This window comes from Streptomyces sp. WMMC1477, from assembly GCF_027460245.1.
Lineage (GTDB): Bacteria > Actinomycetota > Actinomycetes > Streptomycetales > Streptomycetaceae > Streptomyces.
This window is the reverse complement of record NZ_JAPZBD010000003.1, coordinates 129,169-154,032: the sequence shown is the minus strand read 5'-3', so window position 1 is coordinate 154,032 and position 24,864 is coordinate 129,169. Positions and strand designations below refer to the sequence as shown.

Annotated in this window: 22 protein-coding genes; 19 read left to right on the top strand and 3 right to left on the bottom strand. The window is 72.9% G+C overall.

The features are described 5' to 3' along the window. Positions 1-65 precede the first annotated feature (65 nt). From secD to O7609_RS01090, 4 genes are all read left to right on the top strand, one after another. Positions 66-1,916, top strand: a complete 1,851-nt coding sequence (gene secD, locus O7609_RS01105) for a protein translocase subunit SecD (RefSeq protein WP_269742931.1) — start codon at positions 66-68, stop codon at positions 1,914-1,916. Between the two features lies 1 nt (position 1,917). Then, entirely contained in the window at positions 1,918-3,078 is a 1,161-nt protein-coding gene (secF, locus tag O7609_RS01100; protein ID WP_269733031.1) for a protein translocase subunit SecF, read from the top strand. A 5-nt stretch (positions 3,079-3,083) separates the two neighbouring features. Next, complete coding sequence (locus O7609_RS01095) at positions 3,084-3,650, top strand: adenine phosphoribosyltransferase (RefSeq protein ID WP_269736962.1); 567 nt, start codon at positions 3,084-3,086, stop codon at positions 3,648-3,650. Positions 3,651-3,724: 74 nt separating this feature from the next. Continuing rightward, complete coding sequence (locus O7609_RS01090) at positions 3,725-6,259, top strand: RelA/SpoT family protein (protein WP_269742930.1); 2,535 nt, start codon at positions 3,725-3,727, stop codon at positions 6,257-6,259. A 117-nt stretch (positions 6,260-6,376) separates the two neighbouring features. On the opposite strand, the gene O7609_RS01085 is transcribed toward O7609_RS01090, so the two are convergent. Together O7609_RS01085 and O7609_RS01080 are read right to left on the bottom strand one after the other, a co-directional pair. Further along, positions 6,377-7,606, bottom strand: a complete 1,230-nt coding sequence (locus O7609_RS01085; RefSeq protein ID WP_269733029.1) for a DUF349 domain-containing protein — start codon at positions 7,604-7,606, stop codon at positions 6,377-6,379. 237 nt (positions 7,607-7,843) lie between these two features. Continuing rightward, positions 7,844-8,668 carry a peptidylprolyl isomerase gene (locus O7609_RS01080; protein ID WP_269733028.1) on the bottom strand — a complete coding sequence of 275 codons (825 nt, stop codon included), beginning with the start codon at positions 8,666-8,668 and terminating at the stop codon, positions 7,844-7,846. Positions 8,669-8,818: 150 nt separating this feature from the next. On the opposite strand from O7609_RS01080, the gene O7609_RS01075 reads away from it, so the two are divergent. The 4 genes from O7609_RS01075 to O7609_RS01060 are packed head-to-tail and all read left to right on the top strand — an operon-like array spanning position 8,819 to position 12,937. Continuing rightward, positions 8,819-9,532 (top strand): MBL fold metallo-hydrolase, encoded by a 714-nt coding sequence (locus O7609_RS01075; RefSeq protein WP_269733027.1) that lies wholly within the window; start codon positions 8,819-8,821, stop codon positions 9,530-9,532. A gap of 11 nt (positions 9,533-9,543) precedes the next feature. Further along, the gene (gene hisS, locus O7609_RS01070; protein ID WP_269733026.1) at positions 9,544-10,803 is read left to right on the top strand and encodes a histidine--tRNA ligase; all 1,260 of its coding nucleotides are present in this window, start codon (positions 9,544-9,546) and stop codon (positions 10,801-10,803) included. A gap of 59 nt (positions 10,804-10,862) precedes the next feature. Beyond that, a complete protein-coding gene (locus O7609_RS01065) occupies positions 10,863-11,519 on the top strand; it encodes a vitamin K epoxide reductase family protein (protein ID WP_443071987.1) in 657 nt (218 codons plus the stop codon). Positions 11,520-11,572: 53 nt separating this feature from the next. Then, positions 11,573-12,937: a replication-associated recombination protein A gene (locus O7609_RS01060; RefSeq protein WP_269733024.1), complete on the top strand. Its 1,365-nt coding sequence runs from the start codon at positions 11,573-11,575 to the stop codon at positions 12,935-12,937. 91 nt (positions 12,938-13,028) lie between these two features. Here O7609_RS01060 and O7609_RS01055 read toward each other — a convergent pair whose 3' ends face one another. Further along, a complete protein-coding gene (locus tag O7609_RS01055) occupies positions 13,029-13,766 on the bottom strand; it encodes a DUF2470 domain-containing protein (RefSeq protein ID WP_269733023.1) in 738 nt (245 codons plus the stop codon). Between the two features lie 173 nt (positions 13,767-13,939). Here O7609_RS01055 and rpsD point away from each other — a divergent pair, with 173 nt between their 5' ends. The 11 genes from rpsD (at position 13,940) to aroQ (ending at position 24,820) form a co-directional block, all read left to right on the top strand. Beyond that, positions 13,940-14,551, top strand: a complete 612-nt coding sequence (gene rpsD / locus O7609_RS01050) for a 30S ribosomal protein S4 (RefSeq protein ID WP_269733022.1) — start codon at positions 13,940-13,942, stop codon at positions 14,549-14,551. Positions 14,552-14,729: 178 nt separating this feature from the next. Beyond that, complete coding sequence (locus O7609_RS01045; protein ID WP_269733021.1) at positions 14,730-15,170, top strand: DUF948 domain-containing protein; 441 nt, start codon at positions 14,730-14,732, stop codon at positions 15,168-15,170. A gap of 7 nt (positions 15,171-15,177) precedes the next feature. Then, complete coding sequence (locus tag O7609_RS01040; protein WP_219090021.1) at positions 15,178-15,525, top strand: DUF6167 family protein; 348 nt, start codon at positions 15,178-15,180, stop codon at positions 15,523-15,525. Beyond that, positions 15,525-18,203: an alanine--tRNA ligase gene (alaS, locus tag O7609_RS01035; protein WP_269733020.1), complete on the top strand. Its 2,679-nt coding sequence runs from the start codon at positions 15,525-15,527 to the stop codon at positions 18,201-18,203. Before O7609_RS01040 ends, alaS begins: the two co-directional genes overlap by 1 nt. Next, complete coding sequence (ruvX, locus tag O7609_RS01030; RefSeq protein WP_269733019.1) at positions 18,203-18,667, top strand: Holliday junction resolvase RuvX; 465 nt, start codon at positions 18,203-18,205, stop codon at positions 18,665-18,667. The genes alaS and ruvX overlap by 1 nt, the downstream gene beginning before the upstream one ends. Before the next feature lie 97 nt (positions 18,668-18,764). Continuing rightward, the gene (mltG, locus tag O7609_RS01025; RefSeq protein WP_269733018.1) at positions 18,765-20,588 is read left to right on the top strand and encodes an endolytic transglycosylase MltG; all 1,824 of its coding nucleotides are present in this window, start codon (positions 18,765-18,767) and stop codon (positions 20,586-20,588) included. Beyond that, positions 20,585-21,439: a shikimate dehydrogenase gene (locus O7609_RS01020; RefSeq protein ID WP_269733017.1), complete on the top strand. Its 855-nt coding sequence runs from the start codon at positions 20,585-20,587 to the stop codon at positions 21,437-21,439. The genes mltG and O7609_RS01020 overlap by 4 nt, the downstream gene beginning before the upstream one ends. A gap of 114 nt (positions 21,440-21,553) precedes the next feature. Beyond that, positions 21,554-22,738, top strand: a complete 1,185-nt coding sequence (aroC, locus tag O7609_RS01015; RefSeq protein ID WP_269733016.1) for a chorismate synthase — start codon at positions 21,554-21,556, stop codon at positions 22,736-22,738. Then, complete coding sequence (locus tag O7609_RS01010) at positions 22,735-23,250, top strand: shikimate kinase (protein ID WP_269733015.1); 516 nt, start codon at positions 22,735-22,737, stop codon at positions 23,248-23,250. The genes aroC and O7609_RS01010 overlap by 4 nt, the downstream gene beginning before the upstream one ends. Further along, the gene (aroB, locus tag O7609_RS01005; RefSeq protein ID WP_269733014.1) at positions 23,247-24,341 is read left to right on the top strand and encodes a 3-dehydroquinate synthase; all 1,095 of its coding nucleotides are present in this window, start codon (positions 23,247-23,249) and stop codon (positions 24,339-24,341) included. Before O7609_RS01010 ends, aroB begins: the two co-directional genes overlap by 4 nt. Continuing rightward, a complete protein-coding gene (gene aroQ / locus O7609_RS01000) occupies positions 24,338-24,820 on the top strand; it encodes a type II 3-dehydroquinate dehydratase (protein ID WP_269733013.1) in 483 nt (160 codons plus the stop codon). The genes aroB and aroQ overlap by 4 nt, the downstream gene beginning before the upstream one ends. Positions 24,821-24,864: the final 44 nt, after the last annotated feature.

The following is a 24,864-nucleotide window of genomic DNA, read 5'->3' as shown; positions in this document are numbered from 1 at the left end:
ACACCACTTCGCGCGCCACGCGGCGACCACCGCGCGCGGGCGGCCGGACAGGGAGAAACGACAAGGTGGCAACACCGAAGAAGCGCCGGAGGGTCCCTGGGGTGCAGGGGAAACCGTGGCGGGCGCTGACGCTCATGCTGGCGCTGACCGCCGTCCTCACGGGCGGGATGTTCCTCGCGGGGGCGACGACACCCCGGCTGGGCATCGACCTCGCCGGCGGCACCAGCATCACCCTCGCGGCCGTGGACCGGCCGGGCAAGAAGAGCGCGGTCAACGAGGCCAACATGAACACGGCGGTCTCGATCATCGAGCGCCGTGTGAACGGGCTCGGCGTGTCCGAGGCCGAGGTCAAGACCCAGGGTGACCGCAACATCATCGTCAACATCCCGAAGGGAACGGACGAGGAGCAGGCCCGGGAGCAGGTCGGCACCACCGCCGAGCTGGGCTTCCGAGCCGTGCTGAACGCCGTGCCCGCCGGCGCGCCCGTACCGGACCCGGCCGAGTCGCCGGAGACCGGGGACGGCGCCACCGAGGAGAAGCCGAAGGACGAGGGCGCCGACGGCGAGGAGAAGCCGAAGGACGACGGTGCCACGGGCGAGGAGAAGCCCGAGGCCACGCCCTCCGCGGACGCCGGGGAGTCGAACCAGCCCGAGGCCCAGGGCGGCCGGCTCGGCCCGGTGGCCGAGGAGTCGCCCTCGCCCGGCCCGAGCGCCACCGCCGACGCGGGCGAGGAGGGCGCCGACGGCGAGAAGGACCCCGAGAAGAAGCCCGAGGAGTCCCCGGAGCCCCCCACGCCGGACGAGGGCGCCGCGGCCCTGATGCAGCAGCTCCAGAAGCTCGACTGCGCCACCAAGGAGGGCCGCGCCAAGGCCAGCCAGGCCGTGGCCGCCGCCAAGCCCTCCGAGCAGGTCGTCGCCTGTGACCAGGACGGCGCCTACGCGTACGTGCTCGGTCCCGTCGAGGTGCCCGGCACCCAGGTCGACGACGCGAACGCCGTCTTCGACCAGCAGCGCGGCATCTGGCTCGTGACCATGGACTTCACGGACGGCGGCGGCAAGAAGTTCGCCGACGTCACCGGCCGCATCTCGGCGCTGCCGCAGCCGCAGAACCAGTTCGCCATCACCCTGGACGGCCAGGTCGTCTCCGCACCGTCGGTGTCCTCGCGGATCGCCGGGGGCCAGGCGGAGATCACCGGCAGCTTCAACCAGGACTCCGCCGCGGACCTGGCCAACGTGCTGAAGTTCGGTGCGCTGCCGATCACGTTCGAGGAGGCCAACGTCCTCACGATCTCGCCGTCTCTGGGCGGCGAGCAGCTCAAGGCCGGGCTCATCGCCGGTGCCATCGGGCTCGCCCTCGTCGTGGTCTACCTGTTCTTCTACTACCGGGCGCTGTCGCTCGTCGCGATCACCAGCCTGCTCGCCATGGGCGGTCTGACGTATGTGATCATGTCGCTGCTCGGCCCGGCCATCGGCTTCGCGCTGAGCCTGCCGGCCGTCTGCGGCGCCATCGTGGCGATCGGCATCACCGCCGACTCGTTCATCGTCTACTTCGAACGCATCCGGGACGAGGTCCGCGAGGGCCGCTCCATCCGGCCGGCGATCGAGCGGGCCTGGCCCCGGGCCCGGCACACGATCCTGATCTCGGACGTCGTCTCGTTCCTGGCCGCCGTGGTGCTGTTCTTCGCCGCGGTCGGCTCGGTCCAGGGCTTCGCGTTCGTCCTCGGCCTGACGACGCTGCTCGACGTCCTCGTCGTCTTCCTGCTGACGAAGCCGCTCACGAGCATCCTCGCGGCCCGGCCCTTCTTCGCCGGCGGCCACCGCTGGTCCGGGCTGGACCCGAAGCGGCTGGGAGCCCAGCCGCCCATCCGCGGGCGCCGTCGCGCGCCGTCCACCACGGCCGAGCCGAAGGAGGCCTGAGATGTCCCGCATCGGCGAACTCGGTGCCAAGCTGTACCGCGGCGAGGCCGCCTACGACTTCGTGGGCCGGCGCAGGATCTGGTACCTGGTCTCCCTCGTCCTGATCGCCATCTCGCTGGCCGGCCTGGGCGGCAAGGGCCTGTTCATGGGCGTGGAGTTCCAGGGCGGCGCCGTCTTCACCACGCCGCCGACCAAGGTGTCCATCGAGGACGCCCGGACGATGGCCGAGGAGGCGACGGGCAACGACGCCCGGGTGCAGCGGCTCGGCAACGACGCCCTGCGCATCACGGTCACGGGCCTGGACACCGAGACCTCCAACGCCGCCCGCGGTGAGCTGGCCCAGGACCTCGGCCTGGAGGCCGGTGACCTGAACGCGGAGCTGGTCGGCCCGAGCTGGGGCGACCAGATGACGAGCAAGGCGCTCACCGGCATGGTGATCTTCCTGGTGCTCGTCAGCGTGTACCTGGCGATCACCTTCGAGTGGCGCATGGCGCTCGCCGCCCTCGCCGCGCTCCTGCACGACCTCGTCATCACCGTCGGCGTCTACGCCCTCGTGGGCTTCGAGGTCACTCCGGGCACCGTGGTGGGCGTCCTGACGATCCTCGGTTACTCGCTCTACGACACCGTGGTCGTCTTCGACAAGGTCAACGAGAACACCCGCACGCTCAACAAACAGAACCGCTGGACGTTCGCGGAGCTCGCCAACCGCGGCCTGAACGCGACGCTGATCCGTTCGGTCAACACCTCGGTGGTCGCCCTGCTGCCGGTCGGCGGCCTGCTGATCATCGGTGCCGGGCTGCTCGGCGGCGGCATGCTCAAGGACATCGCGTTGTCGCTGTTCGTGGGGCTCGCCGCTGGTACCTACTCGTCGATCATGCTCGCCACCCCGATCGTCGTCGACCTCAAGAAGGGCCAGCCCGAGGTCAGGCGGCACGACCGCCGGGTCCTCTCCAAGCGCGCCAAGGCCGATCAGGGCGAGGACGACGACCGGGACGCCGCGGAGGAGGACGGGACCGAGGACGCGGTGGACACCGGGGACGCCCCGGCCGACGCGGAGCCCGCGGAGGTCGCCCCCGCCGGGGCCGCCGCCGCGACCGCGTCCCGCCCGGGCGGCCCCCGCACCGGACGCGGCCGCAGCGGCTCGGCGGGGAGGCGCCGGTGACCGGCGTGACCGGCCCGGTGCCGCCCCAGCGCACCGAGGATCTGACCGGCCTGCTGCTGAGCCGTATCCGGGACGTGGCCGACCACCCCAAGCCGGGGGTCGTCTTCAAGGACATCACCCCGCTGCTGGCGGACCCGGTGGCCTTCGCCGCCCTCACCGAGGCCCTGGCCGAGCGGTGCGCGGAGCTGGGGGCGACGAAGATCGTCGGGCTGGAGGCACGCGGCTTCATCCTCGGTGCCCCGGTGGCCGTCCGGGCCGGGGTGGGCTTCGTGCCCGTCCGCAAGGCCGGGAAGCTCCCCGGGGCCACCCTGGGGCAGGCCTACGACCTCGAGTACGGCAGCGCCGAGATCGAGATCCACGCGGAGGACCTCCGTGACGGCGACCGGGTGCTCATCATCGACGACGTCCTGGCCACCGGGGGCACCGCCGAGGCCGGCGTCCACCTCGTCCGGCGCTCCGGCGCCGAGGTGGCCGGCATGGGCGTGCTGATGGAGCTCGGCTTCCTCGCGGGCCGTCCGCGTGTCGAGACGGCCCTGGCCGGAGCCCCGTTGGACGCCCTCGTCACGGTCTAGCGCGGCTCTCCCTCGCGGGGCTCGATACCATGGCAGTCCAGCCGTTTCCCGGCCGGACCGTCCAAGGAGAGCTCTTGCCAGACGAGGCCCAGCGACTGACCGCCGCCGAGCGAGAGGACATGGGCGCCCCGGCGCGACCGGACACCGGTTCCGCGCCGCGGGCGGAAGGGGCTGCCCCGACCGCCCGCGGCGCGGAGGCCGGGCCTGCCGCGCGGCCCGCCCCGCCGAAGGGCGACCGGTCCGGTTCCGCGGCCGCCGTCCGCGGCGGCGCGACGCCCACGCGGGCCATCTCCGGCGTCTCCGGGCGCTACGGCTCGTCCAACCGCGTGCGGGCCCGGCTGGCCCGGCTCGGTGTGCAGCGCTCCAGCCCCTACCACCCGGTGCTGGAGCCCCTGCTGCGCATCGTGCGCGGCAACGACCCCAAGGCCGAAACGGCCACGCTGCGCCAGCTCGAGCGCGCCTACCAGGTGGCCGAGCGCTGGCACCGCGGCCAGAAGCGCAAGAGCGGCGACCCGTACATCACCCACCCGCTCGCCGTGACCACGATCCTCGCCGAGCTGGGCATGGACCCGGCGACACTCATGGCGGGCCTTCTGCACGACACCGTCGAGGACACCGAGTACGGCCTGGACACCCTCCGCCGGGACTTCGGCGACCAGGTGGCCCTGCTCGTCGACGGCGTCACCAAGCTGGACAAGGTCAAGTTCGGCGAGGCCGCGCAGGCCGAGACGGTCCGCAAGATGGTCGTCGCCATGGCCAAGGACCCGCGTGTCCTGGTCATCAAGCTCGCCGACCGGCTGCACAACATGCGCACCATGCGCTTCCTGCGCCGCGAGAAGCAGGAGCAGAAGGCCCGCGAGACGCTGGAGATCTACGCGCCGCTGGCCCACCGGCTGGGCATGAACACGATCAAGTGGGAACTGGAAGACCTCGCCTTCGCGATCCTCTACCCCAAGATGTACGACGAGATCGTGCGGCTCGTCGCCGAACGCGCCCCCAAGCGGGACGAGTACCTGGCCACCGTCGTCGACGAGGTGCAGGGCGACCTGCGCGGCGCGCGCATCAAGGCCACCGTCACCGGGCGGCCCAAGCACTACTACAGCGTCTACCAGAAGATGATCGTGCGGGGCCGCGACTTCGCCGAGATCTACGACCTGGTGGGCATCCGCGTCCTCGTGGACACCGTCCGCGACTGCTACGCGGCCCTGGGCACCGTGCACGCGCGGTGGAACCCGGTGCCCGGGCGGTTCAAGGACTACATCGCGATGCCCAAGTTCAACATGTACCAGTCGCTGCACACGACGGTCATCGGGCCCGGCGGCAAGCCGGTCGAGCTGCAGATCCGCACCTACGACATGCACCGCCGTGCCGAGTACGGCATCGCGGCGCACTGGAAGTACAAGCAGGAGGCCGTGGCCGGCGCCTCCAAGGTCCGCAGCGACGCCGCGGGACGCGGCAAGGGCGGCGGCAAGGAAGCCGTCAACGACATGGCCTGGCTGCGGCAGCTCCTGGACTGGCAGAAGGAGACGGAGGACCCGGGGGAGTTCCTGGAGTCCCTGCGCTTCGACCTGTCCCGCAACGAGGTCTTCGTCTTCACACCCAAGGGCGACGTCATAGCGCTGCCCGCCGGCGCCACCCCCGTCGACTTCGCCTACGCCGTGCACACCGAGGTCGGCCACCGCACCATCGGCGCCCGGGTGGCCGGGCGACTCGTCCCGCTGGAGTCGACGCTCGACCACGGCGACACCGTGGAGATCTTCACCTCCAAGGCGCCCGGCGCCGGCCCCTCGCGGGACTGGCTGAGCTTCGTCAAGTCACCGCGGGCCCGCAACAAGATCCGCGCCTGGTTCTCCAAGGAACGCCGCGACGAGGCCATCGAGCACGGCAAGGACGCCATCGTCCGGCAGATGCGCAAGCAGAACCTGCCGATCCAGCGCATCCTCACCGGGGACTCGCTGGTCACCCTCGCCCACGAGATGCGCTACCCCGACATCTCCTCGCTCTACGCGGCCATCGGCGAGGGCCACGTCACCGCGCAGAACGTCGTGCAGAAGCTCGTGCAGGCCCTCGGCGGCGAGGAGGCCGCCAACGAGGACATCGCCGAGACCGAACCGCCGATGCGCCGCCGCACCAAGCGCCGCAGCAGCGCCGACCCGGGCGTCATCGTCAAAGGCACCGACGACGTGTGGGTCAAGCTCGCCCGGTGCTGCACCCCGGTCCCCGGCGATCCGATCATCGGCTTCGTCACCCGCGGCAGCGGCGTCTCCGTCCACCGCGCCGACTGCGTCAACGTGGACGCCCTCTCCCGGGAGCCGGAGCGCATGCTGGAGGTGGAGTGGGCGCCCACCCAGTCCTCGGTCTTCCTCGTCGCGATCCAGGTGGAGGCGCTCGACCGCTCCCGGCTGCTGTCCGACGTCACCCGCGTGCTGTCGGACCAGCACGTCAACATCCTGTCCGCGGCCGTGCAGACGTCCCGCGACCGGGTGGCGACGTCCCGCTTCACCTTCGAGATGGGCGACCCGAAGCACCTGGGCCACGTACTCAAGGCCGTCCGCGGCGTGGAGGGCGTCTACGACGTCTACCGCGTCACCTCGGCCCGTCGGCCGTAGGCCCCGACGCCCCCGGGCCCCCGACGCCGCGCTCCGGGCGCCCGGAAACGGCCGGGCGCCCGGAGCGGGGGTGGGCCGAAGCCCACCGTGCTCCGGGCGCCCGACCGGCGCCGACCGTCAGCCGCCGAGTTCCTCCATGCCCTTGAGGGCCTGGTCGAGCAGGGCTTTGCGACCCGCCAGCTCCTTCTCCAGCTTCTCCGCCTTCGCGGCGTTGCCCGCGGCGCGGGCCGCCTCGATGTCGGCGCGCAGCTTGTCCACGGCGTCCTGCAGCTGACCCGTCAGCCCGGCGGCCCGGGCCCGGACCTCCGGGTTCGTGCGGCGCCACTCGGCCTCCTCGGCCTGCTGGATCGCCTGCTCCACCGTGCGCATCCGGCCCTCGACGCGGGAGCGCGCGTCCCGGGGCACGTGCCCGATCGCGTCCCACCGCTCGTTGACGGACCTAAACGCCGACCGCGCCGCCTTGAGGTCGGTCACCGGCAGCAGCTTCTCCGCCTCGGCGACCAGCTCCTCCTTGCGCGCCAGGTTCTCCCGCTGCTCGGCGTCGCGCTCGGCGAACACCTCGCTGCGGGCCTGGAAGAACACGTCCTGGGCGGCGCGGAACCGCTGCCACAGGTCCTCCTCGTGCTCCCGCTGCGCCCGGCCGGCCGCCTTCCAGTCCTGCATGAGCTCCCGGTAGCGGGCCGCCGTCGCGCCCCAGTCCGTCGAGCCGGACAGCGCCTGCGCCTCGGAGACGAGCTTCTCCTTGCGCTGCCTGGCCTCCTCCCGCTGGGCGTCCAGCGCGGCGAAGTGCGCCTTGCGCCGCTTGGAGAACGCCGAGCGGGCGTGCGAGAAGCGGTGCCACAGCTCGTCATCCGACTTGCGGTCCAGTCGCGGCAGCCCCTTCCAGGTGTCCACCAGGCCGCGCAGCCGCTCGCCCGCGGCCCGCCACTGGTCGCTGCGGGCCAGCTCCTCGGCCTCGGCGACCAGCTCCTCCTTGGCCCGCCGCGCCTCCTCGGCCTGCCTGGCCTTCTGCGCCTTGCGCTCCTCCTTGCGAGCTTCCACCCGGGTGGTCAGCTCGTCCAGGCGCTTGCGCAGCGCGTCCAGATCGCCGACCGCGTGGTGCGCGTCCACCTGCTCCCGCAGGTGCTCGATCGCGGTCATGGCGTCCTTGGTGGACAGATCGGTGGTCTTCACTCGTCGTTCCAGGAGGCCCACCTCGACGACCAGCCCCTCGTACTTCCGCTTGAAGTACTCGAGGGCCTCCTCCGGGGAGCCGGCCTGCCACGATCCCACGACCTGCTCGCCGTCGGCCGTCCGCACGTAAACGGTCCCCGTCTCATCGACGCGGCCCCACGGGTCGCTGCTCACAGCGCCTCCTCCACATGACACCGGTGGGGCACCACGCGCCCCCGGCATCGTCCACGGTTTCGTCCGGCATCCGATGTTCACCGTGCTGGTCACCTGGCCGGAGCAGGCACCCTGCACAACGCCAACATAGGCGACCGGCGCCCGCCCTGTCCGCGAACCGGGGGCGGATTCTGCGTCCGTGGTGCGGGGAACCCACCGGAGCGACGCCGCCCGAAGGGGAGCCTTGGGGGGCGACGGCTACTTCCCGGTGACCGTGGCCTTGTCGATCACGACCGTGGCGTTGGGGACGGTGGCCTGGATCTGCGGGTCCGCCGTGGAGCCCGCGTCGGCGATCTTCCTCAGGACGTCCATCCCCTGGGTGATCTGCCCGAACGGCGTGTAGTCCGGCGGCAGCTCGCTGTCCTCGTAGACGAGGAAGAACTGACTGCCGCCGGTGTCCCGGCCCTCGTCGAGCTGGGCGTTGTAGGTGTTGGCCATGGCGACCGTGCCCGCGGGGTAGACGCCGTCCTGGACCGCCGGGTCCTTCAGGTTCTCGTCGGGAAGGGTGTAGCCGGGCCCGCCCTTGCCGGTGCCCGTCGGGTCGCCGCACTGGAGCACGAAGATGCCCTGGTCGACGAGGCGGTGGCAGGGCGTGTGGTCGAAGTAGCCCTCGCCGGCGAGGAAGTTGAAGGAGTTGACCGTGTGCGGCGCTTTCTCGGCGTCCAGGGCGATCTCGATGTCGCCGCAGGTGGTGGCCAGGCTCATGGTGTAGGAGGCCGAGGTGTCGATCGCCATCTCCGGCTCCTTCTCCCACCGCTTGTCGCCCGGCTCGCCCTTCGCGGGCTCGGCGCAGGGGTCGGGGGCCTGCTGGGCGGTGTCCTCGGTGGGCTTGTCCGTGTCCGCGTCGCCCTCGAAGGCGCCGGCCGCGGCGGCCACCCCGCCCGCGCCGAGCGCGGCCACCAGGCCGGCGGCGATGATCCCGTTGCGCAGCCGGGCCCTGCGGCGGGCGTCCTCGTGCCGCTGCTGCTGACGCAGTCGCTTCTGCCGCGCGAGCTGCTTGCGCCGCTGCTCCTTGGTGACCACCGTCTCCTCCTCCGGCCCGCACCGCCTCGGTGCGGCTGCCTGCTGCTGCTGTGACGTGCCCCGTACCGTATACGGGTTCGCGACGGGACCGGCCGCGCCGGTAGGCTCTGGTCGGACACCTCACCACCGCCGGACGACTGAAGGACGATCGTGCTCATTGCCGGGTTCCCCGCCGGGGCCTGGGGGACCAACTGCTATCTGGTCGCCCCCGCCGCCGGTGAGGAGTGCGTGATCATCGACCCGGGCCACCAGGCCACCCAGGGCGTCGAGGAGACCCTCGCCAAGCACCGGCTCAAGCCGGTCGCCGTCGTCCTGACCCACGGGCACCTCGACCACGTCGCCTCCGTCGTCCCCGTGTGCGGCGCGCACGACGTCCCCGCCTGGATCCACCCGGACGACCGCTACATGATGAGCGACCCGGAGAAGGGCCTCGGACGGGCCATCGGCCAGCAGCTCCTGGGCGACCTGACCGTCGGCGAGCCGGACGACGTGCACGAGCTGACCGACGGCGCCAGGCTGCCGCTGGCGGGCCTGGAGCTGACCGTCTCGCACGCTCCCGGCCATACCCGGGGGTCGGTGACCTTCTCGCTGCCGGAACAGGCCGACATCCCGCCGGTGCTGTTCTCGGGCGACCTGCTGTTCGCCGGCTCCGTCGGACGCACCGATCTGCCCGGTGGGGACCCCGCCGAGATCCTGCGGTCGCTGGCTCGCGTCTGCCTGCCGCTGGACGACTCGACGGTGGTCCTGTCCGGGCACGGCCCCCAGACCACGGTCGGCCGTGAGCGTGCCGCCAACCCGTTCCTGCGGGAGGTCGCCGCCGGCCGCGGAGCCGATGGCTTCATCGCTCCACGACGAGGAATGTGACGAAGAATTCCGTGAGCACCTTTGCCGCCCCCAAGGGCACCTACGACCTGATCCCGCCGGACTCGGCCGACTTCCTCGCCGTCCGCGAGGCGATCTCCGCGCCGCTGCGGCGCGCCGGGTACGGGTACGTCGAGACGCCGGGCTTCGAGCAGGTGGAGCTGTTCGCCCGCGGTGTCGGAGCCTCCACCGACATCGTCACCAAGGAGATGTACACGCTCACCACCAAGGGCGGCGACGAGCTGGCCCTGCGCCCCGAGGGCACCGCCTCCGTGCTGCGGGCGGCCCTCCAGGCGAACCTGCACCGCGGGGCGCTGCCGGTGAAGCTGTGGTACTCCGGCTCCTACTACCGCTACGAGCGCCCGCAGGCGGGCCGCTACCGGCACTTCTCGCAGGTCGGGGCCGAGGCGCTGGGCGCCGAGGACCCGGCGCTGGACGCCGAGCTGATCATCCTGGCCGTGGACGCCTACCGCTCGCTGGGGCTCAGCGGCTTCCGGCTGCTGCTCAACTCCCTGGGCGACGCCGAGTGCCGTCCCCGCTACCGTGCCGCGCTGCAGGACTTCCTGCGCGCCCTCGACCTGGACGAGGCCACCCGCGAGCGCATCGAGATCAACCCGCTGCGGGTGCTCGACGACAAACGGGAGGCCGTGCAGCGGCAGCTCGTCGGGGCGCCGCTCATGCGCGACCACCTGTGCGAGGGCTGCAAGTCCTACCACGAGCAGGTTCGGGAGCTCCTGACGGCCGCGGGCGTGGCCTTCGAGGACGACCCGAAGCTCGTGCGCGGCCTGGACTACTACACGCGGACCACCTTCGAGTTCGTGCACGACGGCCTCGGCGCGCAGTCGGCGATCGGCGGCGGCGGGCGGTACGACGGGCTCTCCGAGATGATCGGCGGCCCCGCCCTCCCCTCGGTGGGCTGGGCACTCGGCGTGGACCGCACGGTGCTGGCCCTGCGGGCCGAGGGCGTCGAGCTGGACACCCCGTCGTCGACGGACGTCTACGTCGTGCCCGTGGGCGAGGAGGCACGCCGCGTGCTGTTCGGCGTGCTCACCGAGCTGCGCCGCTCCGGGGTCGCCGCGGACTTCGCCTACGGTGGCAAGGGGCTCAAGAACGCCATGAAGTCCGCCGGCCGGTCCGGCGCCCGCTACGCCCTGGTGCTGGGCGAGCGGGACCTCGCCGAGGGCGTCGTCCAGGTCAAGGATCTCGACAGCGGTGAGCAGTCACCCGTGCCGCTGTCTTCCGTCGTCGAGGACGTCCGGGCGAAACTGAGCTGACCCCTGACTCGTTGGGCCACAATGGACCAGCAGACCCGGACGATGGGACGACGAGCGCGATGATGACCCACACGGCACCCTCCGCCGACGGTACGGAAGCCACCGATGACGCGGAGCGGTCGCCGCTCACGCTGGCCGCGAGCCGGGCCTTCGCCTGGATGCTCGTCGTCACCGGCTTCGCGGGACTGCTCGCGGCCTGGGTCATCACGAACGACAAGTTCAACCTTCTGCAGGCGAAGATCGACGGGGAGGAATACACCCCCGCCTGCAGCCTCAACCCCATCGTCTCCTGCGGCGACGTCATGGAGAGCGACCAGGCCGAGGCGTTCGGTTTCCCGAACCCGATGCTGGGCCTGGTCACCTACGGGGTGGTCATCGCGATCGGGGCCGGGCTGCTGGCCGGGGCGCGCTACCGGCCCTGGTTCTGGCGCAGCATGCTGGGTGGCACGTTCTTCGGGGTGTCCTTCTGCACCTGGTTGATGTACCAGTCGCTGTACAACATCAACGCGCTGTGCCTGTGGTGCACCCTCGCCTGGGTCGCGACGCTGACGATGTTCTGGTACACGCTCTGGTTCAACCTCAGGCACCGGCTCGTCCCGGCCCCGGAGGGGCTGCGCAAGCTGTTCCTGGAGTTCCACTGGCTGTTCCCCGTGGCCCACGTGGGAATCATCGGCATGCTGATCCTGACCCGCTGGTGGTACTTCTGGGTCGGCTGAACGCGGCGCCCGCCGTGTGGGCGCTGTCAGTGGCGTGACCTAGGGTTGCGGCCGTGGAGCCCGACCTGTTCACCGCCGCCGCCGAGGAACGCCAGTCCAAGGACCCCGCCGCGAGTCCGCTCGCCGTGCGGATGCGTCCGCGCACCCTGGACGAGGTGGTGGGCCAGCGGCATCTCCTGCGCCGCGGCTCGCCGCTGCGCAGGCTGGTGGGGGAGGGCGACGGCGGCCCGGCCGGGGCGTCGTCGGTGCTGCTGTGGGGCCCGCCGGGCACGGGGAAGACGACGCTGGCGTACGTCGTCAGCCGGGCCACGGACAAGCGCTTCGTGGAGCTGTCCGCCATCACGGCCGGGGTCAAGGAGGTGCGGGCCGTCATCGACGGCGCCCGCCGCTCGTCCGGTGCCTACGGCAAGGACACCGTGCTCTTCCTCGACGAGATCCACCGCTTCTCCAAGGCCCAGCAGGACTCCCTGCTGCCCGCCGTGGAGAACCGCTGGGTCACGCTCATCGCCGCGACCACGGAGAACCCGTACTTCTCGGTGATCTCCCCGCTGCTGTCCCGCTCGCTGCTGCTGACGCTCGAGCCGCTGACCGACGACGACCTGCGCGGCCTCCTGCGGCGGTCCGTCGCGGACGAGCGCGGGCTCGCGGCCTCCGTCACCCTGCCCGAGGACACCGAGGCCCATCTGCTGCGCATCGCGCAGGGCGACGCCCGCAGGGCGCTGACCGCCCTGGAGGCCGGCGCCGGTGCCGCGCTGGCCAAGGGCGAGTCGGCCGTCACCCTGGCCACGCTGGAGGAGGCGGTCGACCGGGTGGCGGTGACGTACGACCGCGACGGGGACCAGCACTACGATGTGACCAGCGCCCTCATCAAGTCGATCCGCGGCTCGGACGTCGACGCGGCGCTGCACTACCTGGCCCGCATGATCGAGGCCGGTGAGGACCCGCGGTTCATCGCGCGGCGGCTGATGATCTCCGCCAGCGAGGACATCGGGCTCGCCGATCCCACGGCCCTCCAGACGGCCGTGGCCGCCGCCCAGGCGGTCGCGATGATCGGCTTCCCCGAGGCCCGGATCACCCTCGGCCAGGCGACGATCGCCCTCGCGCTCGCCCCCAAGTCCAACGCCGCCTACACCGCGATCGACGCCGCGCTGGCCGACGTCCGGGCGGGCAGGGCCGGGCCCGTCCCCGCGCATCTGCGGGACAGCCACTACGGCGGGGCGAAGAAGCTGGGGCACGGCGCCGGCTACCAGTACCCGCACGACCTGCCGGGCGGTATCGCGGCCCAGCAGTACGCACCCGACGGCGTGCACGGGGCGCGGTACTACGAGCCGACGCGCTACGGTGCGGAGGCCCGCTACGCGGACGTCGCCGAGCGGGTCCGGGCCCGGCTGCGCGGCGAGCAGGACTCCGCCCCGTAGGGGCAGGGGCCGGTGCCGAGGGCCGCGCTGCCCGTCCCCGCGCTCCGGGCGCAGACTTCCCCAGCGCGCGCAGGCGGGGCCCCGGAGCGGTTCAGCCCTCCTCGGCGGCGTCGAAGAGGCGGTGCATGGCGCGCCGCAGCCCCGCGACGTCGGCGACCGGGTCCGGAAACGGGAAGTGCACGTCGAAGGGCTCGGCGTGGCCGCCCACCGGGGCGCAGTAGCGCACGCGCAGGCCGAACCGGTCCAGGGCGAGGGGAACGGCGCGCAGGGCCGCGGCGGCGCAGCCCGCGCCGCGCTCGCCGAGCAGGGCGCAGAGGCCGTGCACGCGCTCCTCGTGGGCGGCCGCGAGGTGCTGGAGCAGGTCCGCCTCGTGCCGGGCCAGCGGGTCGGGCCGGGCGGCGGCGAACTCCTCGGGCTCGACGAGCCCCTCGCCCCAGAGGTCCTCCACGACGGCCTCACCGAACTCCAGCCGCAGCGCCACGCGCTCCGGCGCGCCGCCCGGCGGCTCGGGCGGCAGCCGATCGGCCAGCAGCGCGCTCGCGAGGGCGAGCTCCTCGTCGCCGCGGATCGTGGTGAGCCAGCCGCCGATCTGGGCGTGGCCGCGGACCCGCTGCGGGACGGCGACGGGGGCGACGTCCGTGATGTCCATCACGGCGACGACGTCGTCGTGATGGGCGTAGGCGGCGGCCCGTGCGGCCGAGGACTCCGCTCCGACCAGCACGACCACGTCGCCGTCGGGCGTGACGGCCCGGGCCAGGGGCAGCGTCGAGCCGAGTCCGCCGGGCTCGGCTCCGGGAATGGCCAGGACTGCCGATACGCTGGATTCCACGAGGGTACGTACGCGCTCGGCGGCATCAGGCCGGCCGGCGCTTTCTTCCGCGGGACGCGGCTGACCCACCGCGGCGTCGTCATCGGTGCCGGGCAGGGGGATCCCAGGTCGAAACACAGCGTTCTCCTCCGCTAAGGTAAGCCTCACCTAATTTACACGGAGGTCCGTTCAACGTGAACCAGTCGCGTCCCAAGGTCAAGAAGTCGCGTGCGCTCGGCATCGCGCTGACCCCGAAGGCCGTCAAGTACTTCGAGCAGCGCCCCTACCCGCCGGGCGAGCACGGCCGCGGTCGCAAGCAGACCAGTGACTACAAGGTCCGGCTGCTGGAGAAGCAGCGCCTGCGCGCCCAGTACGACATCAGCGAACGCCAGATGGTCCGTGCCTACGACCGCGCTCGGAAGGTCGAGAGCAAGACGGGCGAGGCGCTCATCGTCGAGCTGGAGCGCCGGCTGGACGCGCTCGTTCTGCGGGCGGGCCTCGCCCGCACCATCTACCAGGCCCGGCAGATGGTCGTGCACGGCCACATCGCGGTCAACGGCCGGAAGGTCGACAAGCCGTCCTTCCGGGTCCGCCCGGACGACGTCGTGCAGGTCCGCGAGCGCAGCCGCGACAAGTACCCGTTCCAGGTGGCCCGCGAGGGCGGGTACGCGCCCGACGGCGAGACGCCCCGCTACCTGGAGGTCAACCTCCAGGCGCTCGCGTTCCGCCTCGACCGCGACCCCAACCGCAAGGAGATCCCGGTCATCTGCGACGAGCAGCTGGTCGTCGAGTACTACGCCCGCTGACCCGGGTGCGAAGCTCCCCCGCACGGTGTGCGGGGGAGCTTCGCCGCTCCGGTGCCGGGCGGGCGGGGTCTCCGCGGAATCCGACGGCGTCCGCCTCGCCCAACAACGCGGTACGGGGCCGTCGGTTCGGCGCGATAAGGTCGGGACCTGGACTTGAACCCGACGGAAGCGGTGCAGCGTGACCGGTGCTGAGGTAGCCGGCCTCCTCGTGGCGGTCTTCTGGGCGATCCTCGTGTCGTTCCTCGCCGTCGTGCTCGTGAGGCTCGCGCAGACACTCAAGGCGGCCACCAAGCTCGTGGCCGGCGTGACGGAACAGGCCGTGCCGCTGCTCGGCGAGGCCTCGGCCACGGTGCGCTCCGCCCAGACCCAGCTCGACCGGGTGGACGCCATCGCGGCCGACGTCCAGGAGGTCACCGCCAACGCCTCCGCCCTGTCCTCCACCGTCTCGACCACCTTCGGCGGCCCGCTGGTCAAGGTGGCCGCCTTCGGCTACGGAGTCCGGCGGGCGCTCGGGCGCACGGGCGGGGCGGCGACCGAGCCCCCCAAAACCATGGTCGTCGGCCGCCGCGTGCCCGGCTCCCGGCGCGGCAGCCGCATCCGCCGAGGCGGGAAGGACTGAACCACCCATGTTCCGCCGTACGTTCTGGTTCACGGCCGGCGCAGCCGCCGGCGTCTGGGCCACCAGCAAGGTCAACCGCAAGCTGCGCACCCTGGCGCCCGACTCGCTGGCGGTGCGCGCCGCCGACCGGGCCGTCGTCACCGGGAACCGGCTCCGGGAGCTCGCCGCCGACGTCCGGACGGGGATGGCGCAGCGCGAGCACGAGCTCAACGAGGCCCTCGGCCTCAACGACGACCCCGACGCACCGGCGCCCACCTACCTCACCGCCACCCCCAGCCCCCGGACGCTGTCCGGGAGCCGTCCGCGGGCCGAGCGCGGCCTGCCCCACCGAACGACCGGAAAAGAGGACCACTGATGGAGTCGGCTGAAATCCGCCGCCGCTGGCTGAGCTTCTTCGAGGAGCGTGGGCACACCGTCGTGCCGTCGGCGTCGCTGATCGCGGACGACCCGACGCTCCTCCTGGTCAACGCCGGCATGGTGCCCTTCAAGCCCTACTTCCTCGGCGAGGTCAAGGCGCCCTACGACCGGGCCGTGAGCGTCCAGAAGTGCGTGCGCACCCCGGACATCGAGGAGGTCGGCAAGACCACCCGGCACGGCACCTTCTTCCAGATGTGCGGCAACTTCTCCTTCGGGGACTACTTCAAGGAGGGGGCCTGCAAGCTCGCCTGGGAGCTGCTCACCTCCTCCGTCGCCGACGGCGGCTACGGCCTCGACCCCGAGAAGCTGTGGATCACCGTCTACGACGAGGACGACGAGGCCGAGCGTATCTGGCGGGACGTCGTCGGCGTCCCCGCCGAGCGCATCCAGCGCCTGGGCAAGGCCGACAACTTCTGGTCCATGGGCGTGCCCGGCCCCTGCGGCCCGTGCTCGGAGATCAACTACGACCGCGGCCCGGAGTTCGGCAGGGAGGGCGGCCCGGCCGTCAACGACGAGCGCTACGTGGAGATCTGGAACCTGGTCTTCATGCAGTTCGAGCGGGGCGAGGGCACCGGCAAGGACGACTTCGAGATCCTCGGCGACCTGCCCGCCAAGAACATCGACACCGGGCTCGGCCTGGAGCGCCTGGCGATGATCCTCCAGGGCGTCCACAACATGTACGAGACGGACACCCTGCGCGTCGTCATCGACAAGGCCACCGAGCTGACCGGCGTCCGCTACGGCGCGGCCCACGAGAGCGACGTCTCGCTGCGGGTCATCGCCGACCACCTGCGCACCTCGGTCATGATGATCGCCGACGGCGTCACGCCCGGCAACGAGGGCCGCGGCTACGTGCTGCGCCGCATCATGCGCCGCGCCATCCGCAACCTGCGCATCCTCGGTTCCCAGGAACCGGTCGTCGGCGCTCTCGTCGACGTCGTCGTCGAGACGATGGGCAAGCAGTACCCGGAGCTGCTCACCGAGCGCCAGCGCATCGAGACCGTGGCCCTCGCCGAGGAGGCCGCCTTCCTCAAGACGCTGAAGGCCGGCACCAACATCCTCGACACGGCCGTCACCGAGACCAGGCAGAAGGGCGGCACCGTCCTCTCCGGCGACCAGGCCTTCCTCCTGCACGACACCTGGGGCTTCCCCATCGACCTCACCCTGGAGATGGCCGCCGAACAGGGCCTCTCCGTGGACGAGTCGGGCTTCCGCCGCCTGATGCAGGAGCAGCGCGAGCGGGCCAAGGCCGACGCCCAGGCCAAGAAGACCGGCCACGCCGACCTCTCCGCCTACCGCGAGGTCGCCGACTCCGCCGGGGCGACCGAGTTCACCGGCTACCGCCACACCGAGGGTGAGGCCACCGTCGTCGGCCTGCTCGTCCACGGCGTCTCCGCCCCCGCCGCCCACGAGGGCGACGAGGTGGAGGTCGTCCTCGACCGCACGCCCTTCTACGCCGAGGGCGGCGGCCAGCTCGCCGACACCGGCCGCATCCGCCTCGACGGCGGCGCCGTCGTCGAGGTGCGCGACGTCCAGCAGCCGGTGCCGGGCGTCAGCGTGCACAAGGGCGTCGTCCAGGTCGGCGAGGTCACCGTCGGCTCGTCCGGCCACTGCGTCATCGACGTCGTGCGCCGCCGCGCCATCGCCCGCGCCCACAGCGCCACCCACCTCACCCACCAGGCCCTGCGCGACGCGCTCGGGCCCACCGCCGCCCAGGCCGGCTCGGAGAACGCCCCGGGCCGGTTCCGGTTCGACTTCGGTTCGCCCGCCGCCGTCCCCGGCGGCGTCCTGACCGACGTCGAGCAGAAGATCAACGAGGTCCTGGCCCGTGAGCTGGACGTCACCGCCGAGGTCATGTCGATGGACGAGGCCCGCAAGCAGGGCGCCATCGCGGAGTTCGGCGAGAAGTACGGCGAGCGCGTCCGCGTCGTGACCATCGGGGACTTCTCCAAGGAGCTGTGCGGCGGCACCCACGTGCACAACACCGCCCAGCTCGGCCTGGTCAAGCTGCTCGGCGAGTCCTCCATCGGCTCCGGCGTGCGCCGGGTCGAGGCCCTCGTCGGCGTGGACGCCTACCAGTTCCTCGCCCGGGAGCACACCGTCGTCTCGCAGCTCACGGACCTGGTCAAGGGCCGTCCCGAGGAACTGCCGGAGCGGATCTCCGGCATGCTCGCCCGGCTCAAGGACGCCGAGAAGGAGATCGAGCGCTTCCGCGCCGAGAAGGTGCTCCAGGCCGCCGCCGGACTGGCCGAGGGCGCCCGGGACGTGCGCGGAGTGGCCGTGGCCGCCGGCCGGGTGCCCGACGGCACCGCCGCCGACGACCTGCGCAAGCTCGTGCTCGACGTCCGGGGCCGCGTCCCCGGCGACCGGCCGGCCGTCGTCGCCCTGTTCAGCGTGGTGAACGGCCGTCCGCTGACGGTCATCGCCACCAACGAGGCCGCCCGCGAGCGCGGCCTCAAGGCCGGTGACCTGGTGCGTACCGCCGCCAAGACGCTCGGCGGCGGCGGTGGCGGCAAGCCGGACATCGCCCAGGGCGGCGGCCAGAACCCGGCCGCCGTCGACGAGGCGCTGGCCGCCGTGGAGCGGCAGGTCGGCGAGAGCCTGGTCGGGTCCTGATGCGCCGGGGCCGCCGCCTGGCCGTCGACGTCGGTGACGCCCGGATCGGGGTCGCCTCGTGCGACCCCGACGGGCTCATCGCCACCCCGGTCGAGACGGTCCCCGGGCGGGACCGCCCCGTCGCCCAGCGCCGCCTGGCCGAACTCGTAGCCGAGTACGAGCCCTTGGAGGTGCTGGTCGGCCTGCCCCGCTCGCTCGGCGGGCAGGAGGGCCCGGCGGCGGCCAAGGTGCGCGCCTTCGCCCAGGACACGGCACGCCGCGTCGCGCCGGTCCCGGTGCGGCTGGTGGACGAGCGGATGAGCACGGTCACCGCCGCGCAGTCCATGCGGGCGTCCGGGGTGAGCGCGAAGAAGGGCCGCGGCCGCATCGACCAGGCCGCCGCCGTCGTGATCCTGCAGAGCGCCCTGGAGACCGAGCGGGTGTCGGGACGCCCGCCGGGGGAGTGCGTCGAAGTGGTTGTCTGATCGCAGTACGGTAACGTTCCGCGCGACGTGACGCCTTCCGATGTTCGAACCGCTGTACGGGCGCGAGGGTGTTGTCGGAGCGCGGCATAGGGGATCGATGACTGAGTATGGCCGGGGCCCGGAGCCCCAACCGTGGCACCCAGAGGACCCCCTCTACGGGGACCGGAACTGGGACGGGGCCGCCCAGCAGGCTGCCTGGGACGCCTACGGGGGCCATCAGCAGCAGTACCCCCGGCAGGAGGACCCGTACGGCGGCTGGCACGACCCGCAGGCCGCCGCCGGGTCCTACGACCAGGCCGCGGCCGATCCGTACGGACCCCCCGCGGGCTACCCCGGGCACGGCGCGTACCCGGCCCCGCCGCAGCACGGCTACGCCCCGCAGCCCCAGCAGGGGCCCGGGCCCTACGCGGGGGCGCACCAGCCCGGCGGCGGGCAGCCGGGAGGGCCCTACCACCCCGGCCCGCAGCACCATGGCGGCACGCCGTACCCCGCTGACCAGCAGCAGCCCTACCCCGGGCAGTACGACGGCCACCCCCACGCCCCGCAGCACGCGGGGCCGGCCCAGCCGCGGATGGACGCGGGCCAGTCTCCGGACCCCGGCTGGAATCCCGACTGGGAGACGGGCGCGGGCGGCGGCCGGGAGGACTCCCACCTCGCCCACGCCTCCCACTCCGCCGTGGCGGACCCCGGGCCGCCGGACCCCGGCCCCCGGGATCCGGCCGCCCCCGGTCGGGATGACGGCCGGCCGGGCCGCCGCCCCCCGGAGTGGGAGGACGGTGAGGGCCACGACGCGGACGACGACGAGCCGGCCACCCGGGCGGACCGCCGCGGACCGGCACGGCGCCGCTCCGGCCGCCGGAAGAACCGGATGGCCTGCCTCGTCGTGGTGCTCGTCCTGGCCGGCGGCGCGGCCGCGGCCACCTACGCGGGGTACGGCTTCTACCAGAGCCGCTTCGCCGCGGCCCCCGACTACGCGGGCACCGGCAGCGGCGAGGTCACCGTCGAGATCCCGCCGGGCTCGCTGCCGCCGGACATGGCCGAGATCCTCGCCGAGGCGGACGTCGTCAAGAGCGCGGCCGCCTTCGTCGAGGCGGCGAACGCCAACCAGGAGAAGGCGCGCTCCATCCAGCCGGGCATCTACACCCTGCGCGAGAGGATGTCGGCGGCCGAGGCCTTCGAGCTGCTGCTCGACCCGGCCAGCCAGGCCGGGATGATCGTCCCCGAGGGCCTGCGCGCCTCGCGGATCTACGCGCTGATCGACGAGCACACGGGCTCTCCCGAAGGCACCACGGAGAAGGTCGCCGAGACGGCCGACCTGGACCTGCCCGCATGGGCCGAGGGCAACGTCGAGGGCTTCCTCTTCCCCTCCAAGTACGCCGTCAGCGAGGACACCGAACCGGTGGACGTGCTGGGCGAGATGGTGGAGCGCGCCCGGTCCGAGTTCACCCGGGTGGACCTGGAGGGCCAGGCCGCCGAGGTGGACCGGACCCCGTACGAGATCCTGATCATCGCCTCCCTCGTCCAGGCCGAGGCGCAGGAGAAGAAGGACTTCGGCAAGGTCTCGCGCGTCGTCTACAACCGGCTGAAGCCCGGCAACACCGCCACCAACGGCAAGCTGGACTTCGACTCCACCATCAACTACGCGCTCGACCGCTCCACGCTCGACGTCTCGGTCGAGGACACCGGGCTCGACCACCCGTACAACACCTACAAGAACGCCGGCCTGCCGCCCGGCCCCATCGACAACCCGGGCCACCAGGCCATCGAGGCGGCCCTCAACCCCACCGAGGGGCCGTGGCTCTACTTCGTCACCGTCAAGCCCGGTGACACCCGCTTCAGCGAGACCTACGAGGAACACCAGGCGCACGTGAAGGACTTCAACGCGGAACAGGCCAGGAAGCGCGAGGAGGAGGGCGAGTGACCCGCGGACCGCAGCGCGCGGCCGTCCTCGGCTCGCCCATCGCGCACTCCCTCTCCCCGGTGCTGCACCGCGCCGCCTACGCCGAACTGGGCCTGAAGGACTGGAGCTACGACCGCTTCGAGGTGGACGAGGCCGGGCTGTCCGGCTTCCTCGGGGGGCTGGGCCCCGGCTGGGCCGGGCTCTCGCTGACGATGCCGCTCAAGCGGGCCGTCATCCCGCTGCTGGACGAGGTGAGCGCCACCGCGGCGGCCGTGGAGGCGGTGAACACGGTGGTGTTCACCGAGGACGGCCGTCGCCACGGCGACAACACGGACATCCCCGGCATGGTCGCCGCGCTGCGGGAACGCGGCGTCGAGCAGGTGCCGGAGGCCGCAGTCCTGGGTGCCGGGGCCACCGCCTCCTCCGCCCTGGCCGCCCTGGCGCGGATCTGCCCGGGCCCGGTGACGGCCTACGTCCGCAGCGAGGCCCGCGCCGCGGAGATGCGGGTGTGGGGCGACCGCCTCGGCGTCCACGTCCGCACCGCCCCCTGGGAGCGGGCCGCCGAGGCGCTGGCGGCGCCGCTGGTCGTCGCCACCACCCCGGCGGGTACCACCGACGCCCTGGCCGACGTCCTCCCGGGCGCCGGCCCGGACGCGCCGGGCACGTTGTTCGACGTGCTGTACGAGCCGTGGCCGACGCCGCTGGCCGCCGCCTGGGCGGCCGCGGGCGGGCGGGTCGTCGGCGGTCTCGACTTGCTGGTGCACCAGGCGGTGCTCCAGGTCGAGCAGATGACCGGCCGCTCTCCGGCGCCGCTGGCGGCCATGCGGCGGGCCGGTGAGGCGGCACTGCGCTCCCGCCCCCCGACGCGGTAGTCTCCGCCCGTCCGGTGCTGCCCCCAAGCGGCGTCCGGGTGCTGGACCGGCGCTCCGGGGGCGGCCCCGGGCGTGGGAAGATCAGGGCAAGCACTGGCGGAATGAGGAGCACCGTTGAGCAGGTTGCGCTGGCTGACCGCGGGGGAGTCGCATGGCCCCGCACTCGTGGCGACGCTGGAGGGGCTGCCCTCCGACGTCCCGATCACCACGGAGATGGTGGCGGACGCGCTCGCCCGGCGGCGGCTCGGCTACGGGCGCGGTGCCCGGATGAAGTTCGAGCGGGACGAGGTCACCTTCATCGGCGGCGTCCGCCACGGCCGCACGCTCGGCTCGCCGGTCGCCGTCATGGTCGGCAACACCGAGTGGCCCAAGTGGGAGAAGGTGATGGCCGCCGACCCGGTCGACCCGCGGGAGCTGGCCGAGCTCGCACGCAACGCGCCTCTCACCCGGCCCCGGCCCGGCCACGCCGATCTCGCCGGGATGCAGAAGTACGGCTTCGACGAGGCGCGTCCGGTGCTGGAGCGCGCCTCCGCCCGGGAGACGGCGGCCCGGGTGGCGCTCGGCACCGTCGCCCGCTCCTACCTCAGGGAGACGACGGGCATCGAGATCGTCTCGCACGTCGTGGAATTGGGCGCCGCCCGCGCCCCGCACGGTTCCGTGCCCGTCCCCGCGGACGTGGAGCGGCTGGACGCCGACCCGGTGCGCTGCCTGGACGAGGCCGCGAGCGCGGCGATGGTCGCCGAGATCGACCAGGCCCACAAGGACGGCGACACCCTCGGCGGTGTCGTCGAGGTCGTCGCCCACGGGGTGCCCGTCGGGCTCGGCAGCCACGTCCACTGGGACCGGCGGCTGGACGCCCGCCTGGCCGCCGCGCTCATGGGCATCCAGGCGATCAAGGGGGTCGAGGTCGGCGACGGCTTCGAACTCGCGCGCACGCCGGGCTCCAGGGCGCACGACGAGATCCTGACCACCTCCGAGGGCATCCGGCGCGCCTCCGGCCGCTCCGGGGGCACCGAGGGCGGGCTGACCACCGGCGAACTGCTGCGGGTGCGCGCCGCCATGAAGCCCATCGCCACCGTGCCCCGGGCCCTTGCCACGGTCGATGTCGCCACCGGGGAGCCGGCCCAGGCCCACCACCAGCGCTCCGACGTGTGCGCGGTGCCGGCGGCCGGCATCGTCGCCGAGGCGATGGTGGCCCTGGTGCTGGCCGACGCCGTCGCGGAGAAGTTCGGCGGCGACAGCGTCACCGAGACCCGGCGCAACGTGCGCGGCTTCCTCGACCACCTGGCGATCCGGTGAGCGGCCCCGCGGTCATCCTCGTCGGGCCCATGGGCTCGGGGAAGTCGACGGTGGGCCGGCTCCTCGCCGAGCGGCTCGGCCTCGGCTTCCGCGACACCGACGCCGACATCGTCGAGGAGGCGGGCAAGCCCATCGCCGACCTGTTCGTCGAGGAGGGCGAGCCTCACTTCCGGGAGCTGGAACGCGCCGCCGTCCGCCGCGCGGTGGAGAACCACGAGGGGGTCCTGGCGCTCGGCGGCGGCGCCGTCATGGCCGCCGGGACCCGCGCGCTGCTGTCCGGACGGCCGGTGGTCTTCCTGGAGATGGAGGTCGGGGAGGCGGTCAGGCGGGTCGGCCTGGACGCCCCGCGGCCCCTGCTGGCCATCAACCCCCGCCAGCAGTGGCGCACCCTCATGGAGGAGCGCCGCCCGCTGTACACCGAGGTCGCCCGCGTGGTGGTCTCCACCGACAACCGCACCCCGGACGAGGTCGCGGACGAGATCCTGGACGCCCTGGAGCTGAGGAAGGCATGAGCAGCACCGAGACCCCCACCCGGATCACCGTCGCGGGCACCGGCCACGAACCGTACGACGTGCTCATCGGACGTCGGCTCCTGGCCGAACTGCCCGGCCTGGTCGGCGAGAAGGCCCGGCGCGTCGCCGTGCTGCACCCCGAGGCGCTGGCCGAGACCGGCGAGGTGGTGCGGGCGGACCTGGCCGAGCAGGGCTACGAGGCCATCGCGATCCAGCTGCCCAACGCCGAGGAGTCGAAGACCGCGGAGGTCGCGGCCTACTGCTGGAAGGCGCTCGGCCAGACGGGCTTCACCCGCACCGACGTGATCGTCGGCGTCGGCGGGGGAGCGACGACGGACCTCGCCGGGTTCGTCGCCGCGACCTGGCTGCGCGGGGTGCGGTGGATCGCCGTCCCGACGACCGTGCTCGGCATGGTCGACGCCGCCGTGGGCGGCAAGACGGGCATCAACACCGCCGAGGGAAAGAACCTGGTGGGCGCGTTCCACCCGCCCGCCGGCGTGCTGTGCGACCTGGCGGCGCTCGACTCGCTGCCGGTCAACGAGTACGTCAGCGGGCTCGCGGAGGTCGTCAAGGCGGGCTTCATCGCCGACCCGGTGATCCTCGACCTCATCGAGGCCGACCCGCAGGGCGCCCGGCGCCCCGACGGACCGCACACCACCGAACTCATCGAGCGGTCGATCAGGGTGAAGGCCGATGTCGTCTCCGCCGACCTCAAGGAGTCGGGGCTGCGGGAGATCCTGAACTACGGTCACACCCTCGCCCACGCCATCGAGAAGAACGAGCGGTACAACTGGCGGCACGGCGCGGCCGTGTCCGTGGGCATGGTCTTCGCCGCCGAGCTCGGCCGCATCGCCGGGCGGCTGGACGACGCCACCGCCGACCGGCACCGCCGCGTGCTGGAGGCCGTCGGACTGCCCGTCACTTACCGCGGCGACCAGTGGCCCAAGCTGCTGGACACCATGAGGGTCGACAAGAAGACCCGCGGTGACCGGCTGCGCTTCATCGTCCTGGAGGGCCTCGCCCGCCCCGCCGTGCTGGAGGGCCCCGATCCGGCGATGCTCCTCGCCGCGCACGCGGAGATCGCCGCATGAGCGGGGCGGACCCGGCGCCGCGTCCGGTGCTCGTCCTCAACGGGCCGAACCTCGGCCGGCTCGGCTCCCGGGAACCGGACGTCTACGGCTCGACCAGTTACGCCGGCCTCGTCGAGCAGTGCACCGCGCTCGGCGCCGAACTCGGCTTCGCCGTCGAGGTGCGCGAGACCAACGACGAGGGCGAGATGGTGCGCTGGCTGCACGAGGCGGCCGACGGCTCCGTGCCCGTCGTCATCAACCCCGGGGCGCTCACGCACTACTCCTACGCCCTGCGCGACGCGGCGGCCCAGCGCACGGCCCCGCTGATCGAGGTGCACATCTCCAACCCGTACGCACGCGAGGAGTTCCGCCACACCTCGGTCGTCGCGGCCGTGGCCAGCGGCACCGTCGCCGGCTTCGGCCTCGGCTCCTACCGGCTCGCCCTGCGCGCCCTGGCCGAGCAGCCCACCGGACCCGCCGCCACCGCCGGGAGACCCTGAACCGGCCGGGACGGGCACTTTCCCGCCCGCCCCGGCCGTTCACA